This is a genomic window from Massilia orientalis (assembly GCF_030411975.2).
GTDB lineage: Bacteria > Pseudomonadota > Gammaproteobacteria > Burkholderiales > Burkholderiaceae_D > Telluria > Telluria orientalis.
In genome coordinates, this window is record NZ_JASNRB020000004.1 from 158,391 (window position 1) to 173,586 (window position 15,196).

General features: G+C 65.6%; 11 protein-coding genes and 1 pseudogene. 3 read left to right on the forward strand and 9 right to left on the reverse strand.

Annotated features, from left to right (window positions below; translation table 11 throughout):
- Nucleotides 1-123: 123 nt before the first annotated feature.
- Nucleotides 124-2,118: a PhoX family protein gene (locus QPK29_RS07075; protein ID WP_371770617.1), complete on the reverse strand. Its 1,995-nt coding sequence runs from the start codon at nucleotides 2,116-2,118 to the stop codon at nucleotides 124-126.
- Between the two features lie 155 nt (nucleotides 2,119-2,273).
- On the opposite strand from QPK29_RS07075, the gene QPK29_RS07080 reads away from it, so the two are divergent.
- On the forward strand, nucleotides 2,274-4,232 hold the full coding sequence (locus tag QPK29_RS07080) for a phosphatase PAP2 family protein (RefSeq protein WP_371770618.1): 1,959 nt from the start codon (nucleotides 2,274-2,276) through the stop codon (nucleotides 4,230-4,232).
- A gap of 3 nt (nucleotides 4,233-4,235) precedes the next feature.
- Here QPK29_RS07080 and QPK29_RS07085 read toward each other — a convergent pair whose 3' ends face one another.
- The 5 genes from QPK29_RS07085 to QPK29_RS07105 all read right to left on the reverse strand — a co-directional run bounded on the left by QPK29_RS07085 (nucleotide 4,236) and on the right by QPK29_RS07105 (nucleotide 9,783).
- Nucleotides 4,236-4,886 carry a DVUA0089 family protein gene (locus QPK29_RS07085; protein WP_056126588.1) on the reverse strand — a complete coding sequence of 217 codons (651 nt, stop codon included), beginning with the start codon at nucleotides 4,884-4,886 and terminating at the stop codon, nucleotides 4,236-4,238.
- Nucleotides 4,887-5,229: 343 nt separating this feature from the next.
- Entirely contained in the window at nucleotides 5,230-6,321 is a 1,092-nt protein-coding gene (ychF, locus tag QPK29_RS07090) for a redox-regulated ATPase YchF (RefSeq protein ID WP_056126586.1), read from the reverse strand.
- Between the two features lie 459 nt (nucleotides 6,322-6,780).
- Nucleotides 6,781-7,971, reverse strand: coding sequence for an RNA-guided endonuclease InsQ/TnpB family protein (locus QPK29_RS07095; RefSeq protein ID WP_371770619.1), 1,191 nt, complete (start codon nucleotides 7,969-7,971; stop codon nucleotides 6,781-6,783).
- Nucleotides 7,965-8,582, reverse strand: coding sequence for an IS607 family transposase (locus QPK29_RS07100; protein WP_371770620.1), 618 nt, complete (start codon nucleotides 8,580-8,582; stop codon nucleotides 7,965-7,967). The genes QPK29_RS07095 and QPK29_RS07100 overlap by 7 nt, the downstream gene beginning before the upstream one ends.
- A 103-nt stretch (nucleotides 8,583-8,685) precedes the next feature.
- Complete coding sequence (locus tag QPK29_RS07105) at nucleotides 8,686-9,783, reverse strand: patatin-like phospholipase family protein (RefSeq protein ID WP_371770621.1); 1,098 nt, start codon at nucleotides 9,781-9,783, stop codon at nucleotides 8,686-8,688.
- A 107-nt stretch (nucleotides 9,784-9,890) separates the two neighbouring features.
- Between QPK29_RS07105 and QPK29_RS07110 the strand changes: the two are divergent.
- A pseudogene (locus QPK29_RS07110) lies at nucleotides 9,891-10,463 on the forward strand (DUF3857 domain-containing protein); the annotation flags it as partial.
- Between the two features lie 1,161 nt (nucleotides 10,464-11,624).
- On the opposite strand, the gene QPK29_RS07115 reads toward QPK29_RS07110, so the two are convergent.
- The gene (locus QPK29_RS07115; RefSeq protein ID WP_371770622.1) at nucleotides 11,625-12,143 is read right to left on the reverse strand and encodes a GNAT family N-acetyltransferase; all 519 of its coding nucleotides are present in this window, start codon (nucleotides 12,141-12,143) and stop codon (nucleotides 11,625-11,627) included.
- Nucleotides 12,144-12,212: 69 nt separating this feature from the next.
- Here QPK29_RS07115 and QPK29_RS07120 point away from each other — a divergent pair, with 69 nt between their 5' ends.
- A complete protein-coding gene (locus tag QPK29_RS07120) occupies nucleotides 12,213-13,643 on the forward strand; it encodes an HD domain-containing phosphohydrolase (RefSeq protein ID WP_371770623.1) in 1,431 nt (476 codons plus the stop codon).
- A 69-nt stretch (nucleotides 13,644-13,712) separates the two neighbouring features.
- Here the strand turns inward: QPK29_RS07120 and pth are convergent, their stop codons facing one another.
- Both pth and QPK29_RS07130 read right to left on the reverse strand, forming a co-directional pair.
- Nucleotides 13,713-14,297 carry an aminoacyl-tRNA hydrolase gene (gene pth, locus QPK29_RS07125; protein ID WP_056126578.1) on the reverse strand — a complete coding sequence of 195 codons (585 nt, stop codon included), beginning with the start codon at nucleotides 14,295-14,297 and terminating at the stop codon, nucleotides 13,713-13,715.
- Between the two features lie 79 nt (nucleotides 14,298-14,376).
- Complete coding sequence (locus QPK29_RS07130) at nucleotides 14,377-15,156, reverse strand: alpha/beta fold hydrolase (RefSeq protein ID WP_371770624.1); 780 nt, start codon at nucleotides 15,154-15,156, stop codon at nucleotides 14,377-14,379.
- Nucleotides 15,157-15,196: the final 40 nt, after the last annotated feature.

Consider the following 15,196-nt stretch of genomic DNA (forward strand, 5'->3'; position numbering starts at 1 on the left):
GCCCGCGGCCCTGGAACGTCGCCCCCGCGAAGGCGGGGGCCCAATTTTTAGCCACGTGACCGCACGCTCAACTTGGATCCCCGCCTGCGCGGGGATGACGGTTCAACAGTTAGTGGCCAGCGTTTATGCCTTGGCCAATTTGAACTGCGCCAGCTCACCGGTCAGGTAACCGACCGCCGCCCCGAACTTGTCCTTGTAATTGGCCTTGATGAGCGGCTCCAGCGTGCCCTTCACGCCGGCGTGGATGCCACCCCAGTCGCCCGGATGCTGGAAGTTGCTCATGATGTAGGTCCAGCCATTGACGTCGTCGACGGCATGCAGGCCCGTCGACTCGCCGCCCGCCGGCACCGACAGCAGGCGCGCGAGCTGCTTCGTGTCGACGTTGTACGCCCACAGGAAGTTGTTCACGTGCTGGCTGCTGTCCTCGCCGATGAACAGCGTACGCATCTTTTCCGAGAACTTCAGGTTGTCCGGGTTGCCCACCTTGTCCGGGTTCGCCGTGTTGCCGAGGGCGTCGGCGGCGATGTCTTCGCCGACCAGCAGCGCCTTCGTATCCGCCGGCATCCATTCGCTGTCGATGGCGCTGCCGGCCGTGTCCTTCTGGCCGCCCTTCAGGTTCAGCATCATGACGGCGCCCGCGTTCAGCGCCTTCGGGATCGAGATACCGTTGCCCGGCACGTTCAGCGCGTGTCCGGCGACCATCGAGCTCTGGCAGTTCTGCAGGGCCGAGTAGGCGATCTTGTCCTTGATGTTGACGGTGGTGCCTTCCATCTTCGTGAAGCCCATCGATGCGCCGACGAGGGCGGCGTAGCGGTGCGTCTCCAGGAACGCGGCCGCCTTTTCCATGCCGGCCTTCACCTTGAGCGACTCGACGCGGCCGTTGGCGGTGACCTTCGTGTACGTCGCATCGGCCGGGTCGGCGGTCTTGACGTCCATGATGTCGGCCGGTTTCAGCGACGCGGCCAGCGAGCGGATCTCGGCGCTCGTCGCGGCGCCGAGCTTGATCCACGTGAGCGGCGCGGCGGCGGCGGCCGGGTCCAGCGAGAAGCCGGTGCCGACCTTGGCCACGTACAGCGTGCCCGCCGACAGGTCTTTCTCTTTATCGGCCACGAACACGAAGTAGCCGCTGTTGGTGGCGTCGTCGCCCATGATCACGGTGCGGTTGTCGGGCATGACCTGCACCAGCTCGTGCGAGATGCGGCCCAGGCAGTAGTGCTTCTTGATCGATGCGGTGCCGTCCGTGTTGACCGTCACTTCCGGCAGGTGGCCGTAGTTGTACGGGTTCGCGGTCGTCTCGTCGCCGTACAGGTTCTTGCTGAACGCCTTGAACTGCGCGTCGGAGGCGGCGAGGTAGGCGTTCGGCTCGTACTCCTCGCTCGACAGGTGCGTGCCCCACGGCGACAGGCTCGCGCCGCACGTGATCCACAGGCCGTTCACGCTGGAGGTGTCGACGTTGTGGTACTTCACGAGCGTCAGCTTGCCGGTGGTCTTGTCCTGGTCGAGGGTCAGCACGGCGATCGGCGACGGCAGCCTGCCGTACATGTCGGTCTTGCCGTCCTGCGCCCACGTCGTGTACTCGAACTGCACGACGGCGAACACGGTATTGCCCTTCACGCCGGCCACGTTCGCGTTCGGCACCGTCAGCAGCGACGTGCCGTCCGGCGAGTCCGAGAAGAACTGGCGCTCCTTGCCGGGGACGGTGGTGTCGACGATAGCCTTGTTGTTGATGTCGTAGTAGCCGCCGGCGAGGATGGTGCCGCCGTTGCCGTTCGGGACCATGTCGCCCGTGATGAAGAACGGCTGATACGACAGCTTGAAATCGAGCTTGCTGCTGTCGCTGAAATTGACCGTCATCGTCGACCCGACGGAGGTCGTCGCCATCGCGGCGGCGGCGGCCAGGGTCGGCGCCGTCATCGACCCGAACGACACGCTGGCGAGGGTCACGGCCGGCGTCGTCGGCACGGTGGTCGTCGGCGTGTCGCTGACGTTGTCATGACTGCTGCCGCCGCCGCAGCCGGCCAGCAGAGCGGCCACGCCACCGGCGCCCAGCGGCAGCATCGGGGTGGCGCCCATCAGGCGAAGCAGGCGGCGGCGGGACACGTCGGGATTCGGGTTCATGCGTCAACTCTCCAAGGTTCACAAAAGGAATGCCCGGAGATTAGTTGACAAATATTTCACCTTAATTACAAGAATCGTCGGTCATCAAGCCGTCATCAGCCGCTCATACCATGCGATCGATTTTTCCGCCTTGACAACACATTGAAGGGTTTCGCATGCACCACCCCAATCCGCTGAGCCGTCTTCCTCTCGCCATCGCTGCCGGCACCCTGCTCGCGCTGACAGCCTGCGGCGGTTCCGATCGCATCGACAATACCGACACCGTACTCGCCATTCCGGCCGCGCCCGCCGACCAGGGCGCACCCGACACGGCGCCGGTACCGTCCGCGCTGGCCTTCGTCGATACGGCCGCCACCAACCAGCGTGGCGACGCCCGCTATGCAACCCTGGCGACCAACGCCGGTGTGCGCGTACTCGGCGGCATGCTCGACATCTGGAAACCCTTGACCGAGATCGTCGACGCCGGCGTCACCGCGCCCGCCGTCGATGGCTTCCCCGCGGTGGTCGGCTCGACCTGGACCGGCCTGCCCAACGACGGCACGAATGGCGGCACCATCGTCAACGCGGCCGTTCACAACGCGAATATCGACTACGTGGTCAAAGCCACCGCCAACCGCACTGCCGGGCAGACGCTGCAGGCCTACCTGGACGATCGCCGCAACAAGGGCTACAGCGTGACCGAAGGCATGGGTCCGCTGACCACTGCCTGGCGCACGGCCACGCGCCAGACCACCACGATCACGGACATGCCACTGGATGCCACCACCGTCAAATACGATGATGGCGGCAACAACAACGGCGTCGGCGGCGATGCCAATGCCGACTTCGGCAAGGTCGTCGACCTGATCAACTCGATGGGGAACAATGGTTCGACCGAGCCCGCCAAGCGTTTCTACAAATATGCGCGTCCCTACCGCTGGAGCAGCGCGGTGAAGGTGGTGCCGCAACTGGAGCCGGCCAAGAGTACGACCCCGAGCACCGACGGCGGTTTCACCAGCGGCCACGCGGCCGAAGCGACCCGCAATGCCGTCGGCATGGCTTACGTGCTGCCGGAGCGCTACCAGGAGCTGGTCGGCCGCGGCCTGGAACTGGGCGAAAGCCGCATCCTCGCCGGCATGCATTCGCCGCTGGACGTCATCAGTGGCCGGGTCCAGGCACAGGCCGTGGCTGCCGCCAACCTGATCGCCGCCGGTGCCACCGTCCGCTCCGCTGCCGTGACCCAGGCCCATGCGACCCTCATGAAGCTGACCGGGACCACGCCGGCGACCTTTGCGGCCTACGCCGTATCCGGCACCGCCGCCAACGACCGTTTCGCCGACTACGCCACCAGTCGTGCCGACTACATCCGGCGCATGACCTACAACCTGCCGCGGACCGGGGCCACGAACCTCCCGGCCGTGGTGCCGAAGGGCGCCGAAGTGCTGCTCGAGACACGGCTGCCTTACCTCACCGACGCGCAGCGCCGCGTCGTGCTGAAGACCACGGCGATTTCCTCCGGTTACCCGGTCCTGGACGATCCTGAAGGTTGGGGCCGCCTGAACCTGTTCGCCGCGGCCGAAGGCTATGCCGTCTTCACCGGTAACGTGATCGTGAACATGGATGCGAGCAATGGCGGCTTCAACGCCGCCGACCGCTGGCGCAACGACATTGCCGGCAGCGGGAAGCTGGTCAAGCAAGGCACCGGCGCGCTGCAGCTGGGCGGCCAGAACAGCTGGACTGGCGGCGCCCAGGTCGAAGGCGGAACGCTCGAGGCGCTGTCGGCCAGGGCGTTCGGCAACGGCGACGTCTATGTCGCCGGCGGCGCTACCGTGGTCAGCAACGCGCCGGCTGCGCTGGTCGTGGGCGGCAACTACACGCAGCTCGCCGGTGCAACCCTCGGACTGCGCCTGGGTGCCAGCCAGCAGGGACGCGTCGACGTCGGCGGCACGGCGACAATCGCCGGCGGCACGCTGCGGATCAAGTTCCTGGACGGCTACAAGCCAGCCGTTGGCGACACGCTGACGGTGATTGCCGCAACGAGCCTGAAAGGGAAGTTCGAGACCATCGCCGTCGACGGTTTCACCGTGACCCCGACCTACACTGCAACGAGTCTGCAGCTGCGTTTGAGCAAATAGCGCTCACATGGATGTCATCGCGGGCCGGCGCCGGCGTGCGGCCGCGACGCCGAGCAGGCCCGCGCCGAGCAGACCCAGCGCGGCCGGTTCCGGCACGGCCGCGACTGGGTCGCCGTTCAGGCTCGCAACGTTGCCGATGGTGCCGTTGGTCGCCGTCATCGTGACGCGCCAGGCGGCCCAGTCCAGGTTGCCGGCACGCGGATTGAAATACGTGTTGGTGGAATAACCGCGCAGTGCGTCGAAGCCGGTGCGGCCATGTTCGCCGATCGCCATCGTGTACGTGCCGGCCTGGCTGAAGGTGTGGCTGAAGGCCGTGTCGTAACGGTGGACGGAACCGTCGCCGAAGGTGAGGGACGAATCGTCCTCGTCGCGCAGCAGGGTCGTGCCCTTGAACAGCCACATGTTGACGTCGAAGCCGGTGATGACGCCGTCGCCGTTCAGGTCGACGTTGGTCGCCTCGTAAGCCAGCGAATCGAAGAACACCGTCGCCCCGGCGGTGACGGTAAACGTGAACTGCGAGATGCGGACATCGTCCACCTGGCCATCCTTGTCGCCGTCGATCTTGTGGATCGTGCCGTTGATGACGGTGGCGTGGGCGGCCCCCGCCAGTATGAATCCGGCGGCGCACATCAGGGTCGCGAGCAGCTTTTGCATGAGTTTCTCCTTGTTGAAAAACCCATACTCAGCAATTGGTGTGCCAGACCGGCAATGCACGAAGAATCAATGACTTACGTGACAAATCCAAGGTTGCTGTCAGCGGGGACGGCACCCCACCGCTGGGGGTAGTTTCCACAAATCATGCATATGCCTGCAGCATAGTTACCCGATCAGCGTTGATTTCCGGCGAAAAATCTGATTTTCGATACAGACATATGGCCATCGGATCAGCAACAACCGTGTCAAGTATGTCGTCACCCCTTGCTTGGGGGCAAAGTGCCGAGCAGAAAAAAGCCCCGGCACCTTGCGGTGTCCGGGGCTTAGTCGCCTGCGATGCTGGTCAGACGTTGAACAGGAAGTTCAACACATCCCCATCCTTGACGATGTATTCCTTGCCTTCCGCACGCATCTTGCCCGCTTCCTTGGCACCCGCCTCACCCTTGTAGGTGATGTAGTCGTCGAAAGAAATGGTCTGGGCGCGGATGAAGCCGCGCTCGAAGTCCGTGTGGATCACGCCGGCCGCCTGCGGGGCGGTGGCGCCTATCGGGACGGTCCAGGCGCGCACTTCCTTCACGCCGGCCGTGAAATAGGTCTGCAGGCCCAACAGTTTAAAAGCGGCGCGGATCAGGCGGTCGAGGCCCGGCTCTTCCATGCCGAGGTCGGCCAGGAATTCCAGCTTGTCGGCGTCGTCCAGGTTGGCGATTTCCGATTCGATAGCGGCGGAGATGGCGACGATCGGCGCGTTCTGCTTGTTGGCGAAATCCGTCAGCAGGTCCAGCAGCGGATTATCCTTGAAACCGCTTTCCGACACGTTGGCGACGAACATGGCCGGTTTCGCCGTGATCAGGCACAGCGGCTTGATCAGTTCCAGCTGGTCGGCGTCCAGGCCCAGCGTGCGCGCGGGCTGGCCTTCGTTCAGGTGCGGCAGCAGCTTTTCCAGGATCGCGACGAGCTTGATCGCGTCCTTGTCGCCGGCGCGCGCCTTCTTCTGCTCGCGGTGCAGGGCTTTCTCGGCGGTACCCATGTCGGCCAGCGCCAGCTCGGTCTGGATGACTTCGATATCGTCGATCGGGCTGACCTTGCCGGCCACGTGGATGACGTTCGGGTCTTCGAAGCAGCGCACGACGTTGACGATGGCGTCCGTCTCGCGGATGTGCGACAGGAACTGGTTGCCCAGGCCCTCGCCCTTCGACGCGCCGGCCACGAGGCCCGCGATGTCGACGAATTCGACGATGGCCTTGACGACGCGCTCCGGCTTGACGATGGCCGACAGCTGGTCGATGCGCGGATCCGGCACCTCGACGACGCCGACGTTCGGCTCGATGGTGCAGAACGGATAGTTTTCAGCCGGGATGCCGGCCTTGGTCAGGGCGTTGAACAGGGTAGACTTGCCGACGTTGGGCAGGCCGACGATGCCGCATTTGAGACTCATGGGGAAACCTTGTGTAATCAGATAGTTAGCGGTGCATGTGTACCTTACCCCAGCCAAAGCACATCAAGTCAAGGCAGAGTTTGGAAGTTGCACAAGGGAATTTATTTGGAGCAAGAAGTTACAACGGAGTTGCAACTTTTGCACTCATCTTGTTCCAAAAATATGTCCATTATAACGCTCTCCGACGCCCTCATCCAAAGGTTGGCCTCTACTCGCTGCAGGATTTTGAGGGACCGTGTTGTGTCTGGATTCTGTCTTCGACTCAACAAACAAACCCGTACATTTTTTCATAGCGACCACCGCAGCAGGTAAACAAGTTCGAGTCGCTATCGGACGATAGCCGCTCATCTCAACCGATCAGGCTTGAAAACAAGCTGCCAAGCTGCGCTTAGAGCGCAGCGTTCTCAGGGGTCGAATTTACGAAACCGTTCTCCGAGACCTACGCAAAGCTAACCATAGTTAACTTTTGCCGCTGGGTTCCTGCTTCACCGGGACCGGTTTCGTTCCATGCTCGCGCACGGGACCAGAGCCGTTCCCTCCACAGGCAGATGCGATGGAACTCATCGCCATGTTCTTCAGGTTGACGGCCGCGTTGACGTCGCGGTCGTGGTGTACCCCGCACCCGGGACAGGTCCAGCTGCGCGTCTCGAGGGCGAGTTCTTCAAGCCGGTGTCCGCAGCACGAACACGTCTTGCTGCTCGGGTACCACCGGTTAACCACGACCACATGCCCGCCACGCCATGCGGCCTTGTAGCTCAGCTGGCGGCGCAGTTCGTAAAAGCCCATGTCGGCGATCGCGCGCGCCAGACGCCGATTCGCCAGCATGCCTTTCACGTTCAGATCCTCGATCCCGATCGTATGAAAGCGCCGGGTGACGCTGGCCGTGAGCTTGTGCAGGCCGTCGCGGCGTATGTTCGCGATCCTTGCGTACAGTCGGGCCAGGCGCCGCCTCGCCCTCTCCCTGTTGCGGGAGCCCTTCACCTTGCGCGTCAACGAGCGAGACAGCGAGCGCAGCCGGTCGAGGAGCGAACGCAGCGCTTTTGGGCCTCGCCACTGTTCTCCCGTCGATAGCCTGGCCAGTACCGACACGCCGAAATCGATCCCCACCACGCCTTGGTTTTCGGCTGGCGGCAGGGACGCTTCGGTCGCGTCGACGGTAATGCTGACATGCCATCGGTCCGCGCGGCGGGAAACAGTCGCCGAGACGATCCTGCCAGTAAAGCGCAACGCTTCGCGCACGCGCACCCAGCCCAGCTTGGGTATGTAAAAGCGCTTGCCGTCCACGCGGAACTGCTCGTTCGTGAGGGTAAACCGATCCTCGACACCCTTGCGACGGAACCTGGGGTAACGGGTACGATGCGCGAAGAAGTTCTTGAACGCCTCGCCCAACTGGATGATCGCCATTTGCGGTGCGCACTTCGTGACGTCCAGCATCCACGGGAATTGTTCGCGCTTGATCGCGTTCAGCTGGCGCCGCAGCGCGAACTGAGACGGCGCCGGCAGCGTCGGATCGGCCTGGCTTGCCACATACTGTCGCTGCCATTCGGCCAAAGCCCAGTTGTAGGCGAAGCGCGCGACGCCGGCGGCCCGCGCCAGGTACGTCGTCTGCACGTTGTTCGGGTCGAGGGCGATGCGGTGAGCGATCAGCATTGCGCCTCCTGCACGACCCTGCGCACGCCGTCGATCAGCTTCTGGTTCCGATGGCTGCGGCTGCCGTACAGCCGCGCCGAAAAGACATTGACGATCTCGATCACGTCGCTGGCGAGGTCTTCCTCGAACGCCGTGTCCACGCCCCGGTTGATGATCACGACCTCGACGTTCCGGGCTTCGCACAGGGCAAACACCAGCTCGGCGCCGAAGCGCAGCAGCCGGTCCTTGTGAGTCTGCACCAGGCGGCCGACGTCGCCGGCCACGATCTCGTCCAGCAAGCATTGCAAGCTCTTCTTGTAATAGTTCATGCCAGAGCGGAGGTCGGCGATGATGTCGAAGGGCCAGCCTTGTGCAGCGCAGTACAATTCGAGCGCTTGCTTCTGGCGTTCGAGGTCGGCGCGTTGGTCGTGGCTGGACACGCGCGCGTAGGCCACGCAGCGGCACGGTGGCGCCGTGGATATGCCTGGGACCCAGTGCAGCGAGGTCGTAGCGACGCTGCCCGTCCTCGGTCCGGATCGGGACGAGCAGACGACGGTCTCCAGGCGTCGCAGCGTGCTCGTGGAGACATTGAGTGCCTTGATGGCGGCGACAACGGAAAGAAGCTGGGTCATACTGCACCAGACTGCGCGGATTTAGTTAAGTTCCCACCGAACTGATCCCTGTACTAGACCTCCTCTTGCCTGCAAAGACCGCAAACAAGCCCGTTGTCGTAGCTTAAAGCGGACCAATCCGTGCAATATCCGGCTTGTTCACAAACGCCGCGAACTCGTCACGCAGCCGCTCCCCCTCGTCCATCGCCCGGCGCCACGCGCGGATGCGGGCATCGTGATCCAGCCCATAAAACTTGAAATCGCTGCGGTCGATGATTTTTCCGCGCGGCATCTCGGCAAGAAATTCATGGCTCGGCGCTACGATCAGCACATTGTCCAGCCAGCCGCGGTTCGGTCCGCGGGCGGCGCGGCGCCATGGCAGCGCCTTGTCCAGCCAGCCCGGCACGATGTGCTCGGAGAAATGGGGATACAGCACGATGTCGCCGGGCGCCTGCTCCGCCACCCGGGCGTACGGCAGCGCGAGGTTGTAGTCGATGATGCCGCCGTCCCAGTAGTGGCCGGGCGGCGCGCCGGCGATGTCGCGTACCGGCTTCATCAGCATCGGCAGAGTGCCCGAGGCCAGCAGGCCGGCGGCAAGGTTCTCGGGCGTCAGCGCGGCGAAATGCGTGGCGAAGTTGTCGAAGCGGTCGCGCAGCCAGGGCGTGTTCGCACGGCGGTCGCCAAGCACCACGCGGTCCATCAGGTGCGCCAGCTTGTCGCGCGAAAAGAGGTTGTGCAGCGCGGCCGCGGCGAATCCGCGCATCTCGGCGTGACGGTGGCCGGGCGCCGCGAGGGCGCGCTTGCCGCGCACCGTCAGCACGTGCAGGCGGTGGTGCGGGTGATTGACGATGTCGTCCTCGTGGCCGCGCACGAATTCGTTCAGCAGGCCCTGCACGACGGCGTCGATTTGTTCCTGCGACGGCTTCGTGCTCGTATAGCGCTGGCCACTGTAGAGCTCGCCCAGGCGCGCGAACGCTTGCACCGGATCGCGCTGGCAGGCCGCGGCCATGCGCCAGGCGCCGATGGACGAGCCGATCAGCACGCGCTCGCGCGGCGCGCGCGGGAACCACTCGCCGAACACCCACTGGTCGAGGGCGCGGAACACGAGCCCCTTTGGTCCGCCCGCCGCGGCAGGCACGACGGCGATGTCTGCCGCGCGCAAGCCGTGCGTGCGGATCCGGGCCAGAGCCAGCGGGCCCGCGTGGAAAGTCAGTGCGCTCATCGCGGAATTATCGCAGGAAGAGCACGATTGCGTAGGCTCAAGGGTCAACAGGTCGCCCTCCGTAACATGGTCCGGTCGCCCTTCCGACGTGAGCATGGGGAGCCCGCATGACCAGTAGATATTGTGCCCTGTTCATTCTGACGATCGTCACGCTGCTGGCGCCGTTCGGCCATGCGCGCGCCGGCACGGACATCGATTCCTCCGCCATCGTCGAGCGCCATGTCCGGCACTATGTCGTCGAGCAGGACGGCACGTACCGGCTCGCCGTGGACGATGTCCGCACCATCGCCGGGTTACGTGCCCTGCGGGATCAGGGCCGGTTCGCCATCCGCTACGACAGGGCGAAGGACGACCTCGTATCGGTGGACGCCTACACGCAAAAGCCCGGCGGACGACGTATTCCGGTGCCGCAGGACGCCATCCACGATCAGCAGGACGCGCACACGAGAACCGTCGTGTTCCCCGATGCGGCGCTGGGCGACCAGCTGGTCGTGCACTACGTCATCCGCCGCCGCATACCGCCGTTGTCCGGCCACTTCGAAGATGTGGCGGTCATGCCTTTTCAATTCCACCGGAACACCACGGTGATCTACGACATGCCGTCCACGCTGCCGCTGCACGCTGATGCCGTCGGCTTCGTGCCGATACCGGCTGACAGTCCCCCGGGCCGGCGGCGCTACCAGTGGCGCTACGTGAACGAGGGCGATGGGCATGGCGAGGCGGGTGCCGTCAGCGTACTCGACGACGGCCACCGCCTGGCCGTGTCCACCTTCGCCGACTACCCGGCGCTCGCCGCCGCCGTACGCGGCGCTGCGGCCGGCAAGGCCCTGCCCTCTCCCGCCATCGCGGCACTGGCGCACCGGCTGGCCGACGAATTGCCCGACACGCGCGCCCGCGTGCTGGCCCTGTCGGACTGGGTGCGGAACGACGTCCGCCACGGCAACGACAAGGACCACACCACGCAGCTGCAAGTCATGCTGGCAGCCGTCGGCATCGACAGTACGCCGGCCCTCGTCAACGGCGGCAACGCCTACCGGTTGCCGGACGCGCCCGTGCTGGCCGTGCTCGACCACATGATCCTGTACGTGCCGGCGCTGGACCTGTTCGTCGACCCGGCGGCGGCATCGGTCCAGGCCGGCTATTTGCCACCTGCGCTGCTGGGCAAGCCTGTGCTGTTGCTCAGGAGCGGCACGTTTGCGATGACGCCGGTGCTGCAGCCGCAGAAGGTCCGCGCGGTCGCCACCGTCGATGTCGGTCGCGACGGACACGTCGGCTTCAACGTGGACCGCACCCTGTCCGGCGCGCTGGCCGAACCCTTGCGCGCGATGGCGCACGATGTCGCGGCAGGCGGGCGCGAGCATGCAGCACGAACCAACCTGCGCGACGTGAAACAGGGCCGCGCCGGCGACACGCTGACGCTGTCCGGCACCGACAATGTTGGCGCCTTGCGCACGGGCCGGACGCTGGCCACCAACCACCGCACCTGGAGCGTCGTGGATGCCGCCGTGACAGGCCTGACGCAGGCACGCGACCGGCGCCACGACTTCGTCTGCCCGGCCATCGACGCGGAGGACGAGACCCGCCTGCGCCTGCCGCCGGGCCTGCGGCTCACGTCGCTGCCGGCGCCCACCAGCGTGATTACTGGCGGCATCTTCTATCGCGCGACGTATATGCGCGAGAGCGACGGCGTGCTGGTCAAGCGCCGCCTCACATTCCGCCACGGCCGCGCGACCTGCTCGCCGATCGATGCCCGCGCCATGCAGCCGGCGCTGGAACGCATCCGGCGCGACCTGCGCAGCCGGGTCGCCATCGCAACGAATGCAAGGATCAAACCTGGGCGCTCAGGCAGTGCCATCACGCGCAAACGCCTCCCGCCACCCGCACGCGCGCAGCCTGGCCACGGCCTCGTCCGTGAGATCGAAGCGCAGGTCGACGCGATCCCGTCCCGAACGGTAGCCGCCGGGCCAGCGGGCGATCTCGATGAAGCCGCAGCGTTTGAAAAAGCCGGCCGTGTGCGGATGCGTATCGACCGTCACGTAGCGGGGCCGCAGCTTGCGTCCGGCCATGTGCAGCAGGCGATAGGCCAGCAGCGCGCGGCCGATGCCCGAACCGTGGCGATCGGCCCGCACGAGGCCGAACACGAGCGTGCCGAGGTCGTAGAACTCGGACAATTCGTAGCCGCCGAAGCCGACGATCTCGCCCGCCTCCACCACGACGAACAGCGGGCCGTCCGGGTCGTCCAGCGCGGAACGCAGCCATGATTCTTCCGATGCCGGGAAGTGAGCCGGCACATTCGAGCGAAAGGCCGCCAGCACGGCCTTGCGGTCGTCCGGACGGTAGCGGCGGATAGAGATTTTCATCGGGGCAGCCTAGCACAGTGAACTGTCGTGCGCCTTGTACGCCAAGGCAATGGCCGTTACATTAGTGCCATGCAATCCGATGAAACCATTACCGTCGAAGACGCTGTGCAGGTGCTGGCCATGGTCGGCGACCTGTCCATGGGCCTGCCGCCGGACCACTCCATCCGCACGGCGCGGCTCGCCGCACGGCTGGCGGAAGAAAACGGCGACGGTGCCGATGCCTGCACGAGTACGAGAATGGTGGCGCTGCTGCGCTGGTCGGGCAGCACGGCGACGGCGGCCGGATTCGCACACCTGCTGGGCGACGACGTCAGGGGCCGCCATGCGATGGTGACCCGGACATTGTCCGGCCACGCGGGCCTCACGTTCGCCAACGTGATGCCGCTGGCGCAGATGCAGTGCGAGGTGGCGGGCGATATCGCCGTGCTGCTCGGGTTGCCAGGGGACGTCGAAAACAGCCTGCGCCATCTGTTCGGCAGCCACCACCGCGGCGACATGCAGGAGGTGCTGTTCGCCCCGAACATCCCGCGCGCCGTGTTTTACGTGCGCCTCGCCGGCGACCTGGAAGTGCTGGCGCCCGCGCACGGCACGGACGGCGCCTTGCGGCTGATCGGCGAGCGTGCCGGCGTGAAATATCCGGCGACGCTCGTGCAGAGACTGTCGCCGCATGCGCACGACTGGCTGGGCATGCTGGAAGAACCGTCCTGTGCCGCAAATTACCCGGGCCACGACCGGCGCGTACCGCTGTCCATCGTGGCCGACGTCATCGAACTGAAGCTGCCGTGGCTCACGGGCTATTCGCGCCGCGTGGCCGCGCTGGCGCGGCGCAGTGCGTCGCTGGCCGGCATGATGGCATTGGAAGAAAGTCCGCTGGTGCGGGCCGCGCTGCTGCACGGCATCGGCAAGGTGGCCGTACCGAACGTCGTGTGGGAGCGGCCGGGCAAGCTCGATGCGGATGACTGGGACCAGGTGCGCAAAGTGCCGTTCTGGACGGCGCGCGCGGGCACGCAGATCCCCGCGATCCAGAACGAGGCCACGCTCGCGTCCTTCATCTACGAGCGCCTCGACGGCAGCGGTTATTTCCGCAAGGCGCGCGGCGAAGCGTTGGGCATGCAGGAACGGCTGCTCGGCGCGGCCGCCGCGTTCGTCTCGCTGTGCTCGCCACGGCCATGGCGGCCCGCGCATGGCGAAGCGGCCGCGTCCACGTTGATGACGGCACAGGCGGCGGCCGGACGCTTCGACCGCCAGGCTGTCGAGGCCGTCCTCGCGGCGGCCCGCGGCCCTGCACAACGGCCGCCCGTGCGCGACCGCCTGCTGTCCGACCGGGAACTCGAAGTGCTGCGCCACATCAGCCGGGGCGAAACGAGCCGCGAGGCGGCCCGCGCCATGCGCATCACGCCGGCGAGCGTGCGCATGCACGTCGACAATATCTTCCAAAAGCTGGAATCGGGCTCGCGCCCCGCGGCCACGTTGAAGGCGCTGGCGCGCGGGCTGATCTGAACACCAGGGTCAGAGCCCGATTTTGAGCAATTTCCAAATTTCGGGCTCTGACCCCGGTTTGCGGCAACGTCAGTCAGTGTGCAGTTGCGTCGTCGCAGCGCTCATCTTGCCTTCGCACACCATCGGGATGATGCGCAGGCTCTTGTCGATGGCTTCCTCGATCAGGGTCTGCTCTTCGCGGCGGGGGCGATGCAGCACGAAGTCGGCAACGGCCTGCTGCAGGTTCAGCGTGCGCGGATGGCCGATGCCGAGGCGCAGGCGCCAGTAATCCTGCGTGCCGAGCGCGGCCGTGATGTCCTTCAGGCCGTTGTGGCCGCCCGAGGAACCACCGCGCTTGAGCTTGGCGGCGCCCGGCGGCAGGTCGAGTTCGTCGTGCACGACGAGGATCTCTTCCGGCCCGATCTTGAAGAAGCGTGCCAGGCCGCCCACCGATAGTCCGGAGCGGTTCATGAAGGTCAGCGGCTCGAGCAGCCAGACGTCCTTGCCCGAGATCGATGTCTTGGCGACCATGGCGTTGAAGCGCGATTCGCGCTGCAGGTGGCAGCCGGGCAAGGAGTTGGCGAGGTTGTCGACGAGCCAGAAGCCGGCGTTGTGACGGGTTTGTTCGTATTCCGGGCCGGGGTTGCCGAGGCCGACGATCAGGCGAATGTGCATAAAACGTGAAAATCGAGCGTAAAGCTCGATTATCACGTAAAACGCGGCCGGCGCGGCCGCGTGAACGATCATTGAGCGCTTATTTGCTCGCGGCGACAGCGTCGAGGATAACCTTGGCGACGTCCGCCGGACGCGACTGCTGCGGCACGTGGCTGGTCGGCAGCTCGGTCGTCTTCGCGCCGAGGGCCTTCGCGAAGCGGCGCTCCAGGTCCGGCTGGATCATGCGGTCGTTCTTGCTGACGATGTACCAGCTCGGGTGGTTTTTCCAGGCGGCGACCGTCGTCTTCTCGCCGAACGCTTTCACTGCGATCGGGCCCTGGGTGGCGGCCATCACGGCGGCGTGATCAGCGGGCACGTCCTGGGCGAAATTCTCTTTCAGCACGGCCGGCGACAGGCTGGCGAAGCCGAACTTGTCGACCGTCAGCTTGGTGATGCCCGGTGCCGGCGGCAGGTCCTTGCCGAGGTCGCTGGTAGCCTGGCCGGCGTCCGGTGCGAACGCGGCAACGTAGACGAGGCTCGCGACCTTGTCGCCCGCGCCCGCTTCCGTGATCACGGTACCGCCCCACGAGTGGCCGACGAGCACGACCTTGCCCGGCTGGTTGTCGATCGCGCGCCTGGTGGCGGCGACGTCGTCGGCCAGCGACGTCAGGCTGTTCTGCACGGCCGTGACCTTGACGCCCTTGGCCTGCAGCAGCGGGATCACCTTGGCCCAGTCGGAGCCGTCGGCGAATGCGCCGTGGACGATGACGACGGACGGTTGCTCGGCGGCGGTGGCGGCGTGGGCGAAACCGGTGCCGGCGGCGGCGATGGCGGCAGCGGCGGCGACGTTACGGATGACGGTGGTGATCGATGCTTTCATGATGGCTCCCTTAGTTGGTCAGTAGGTGGTTCGTTGTTGA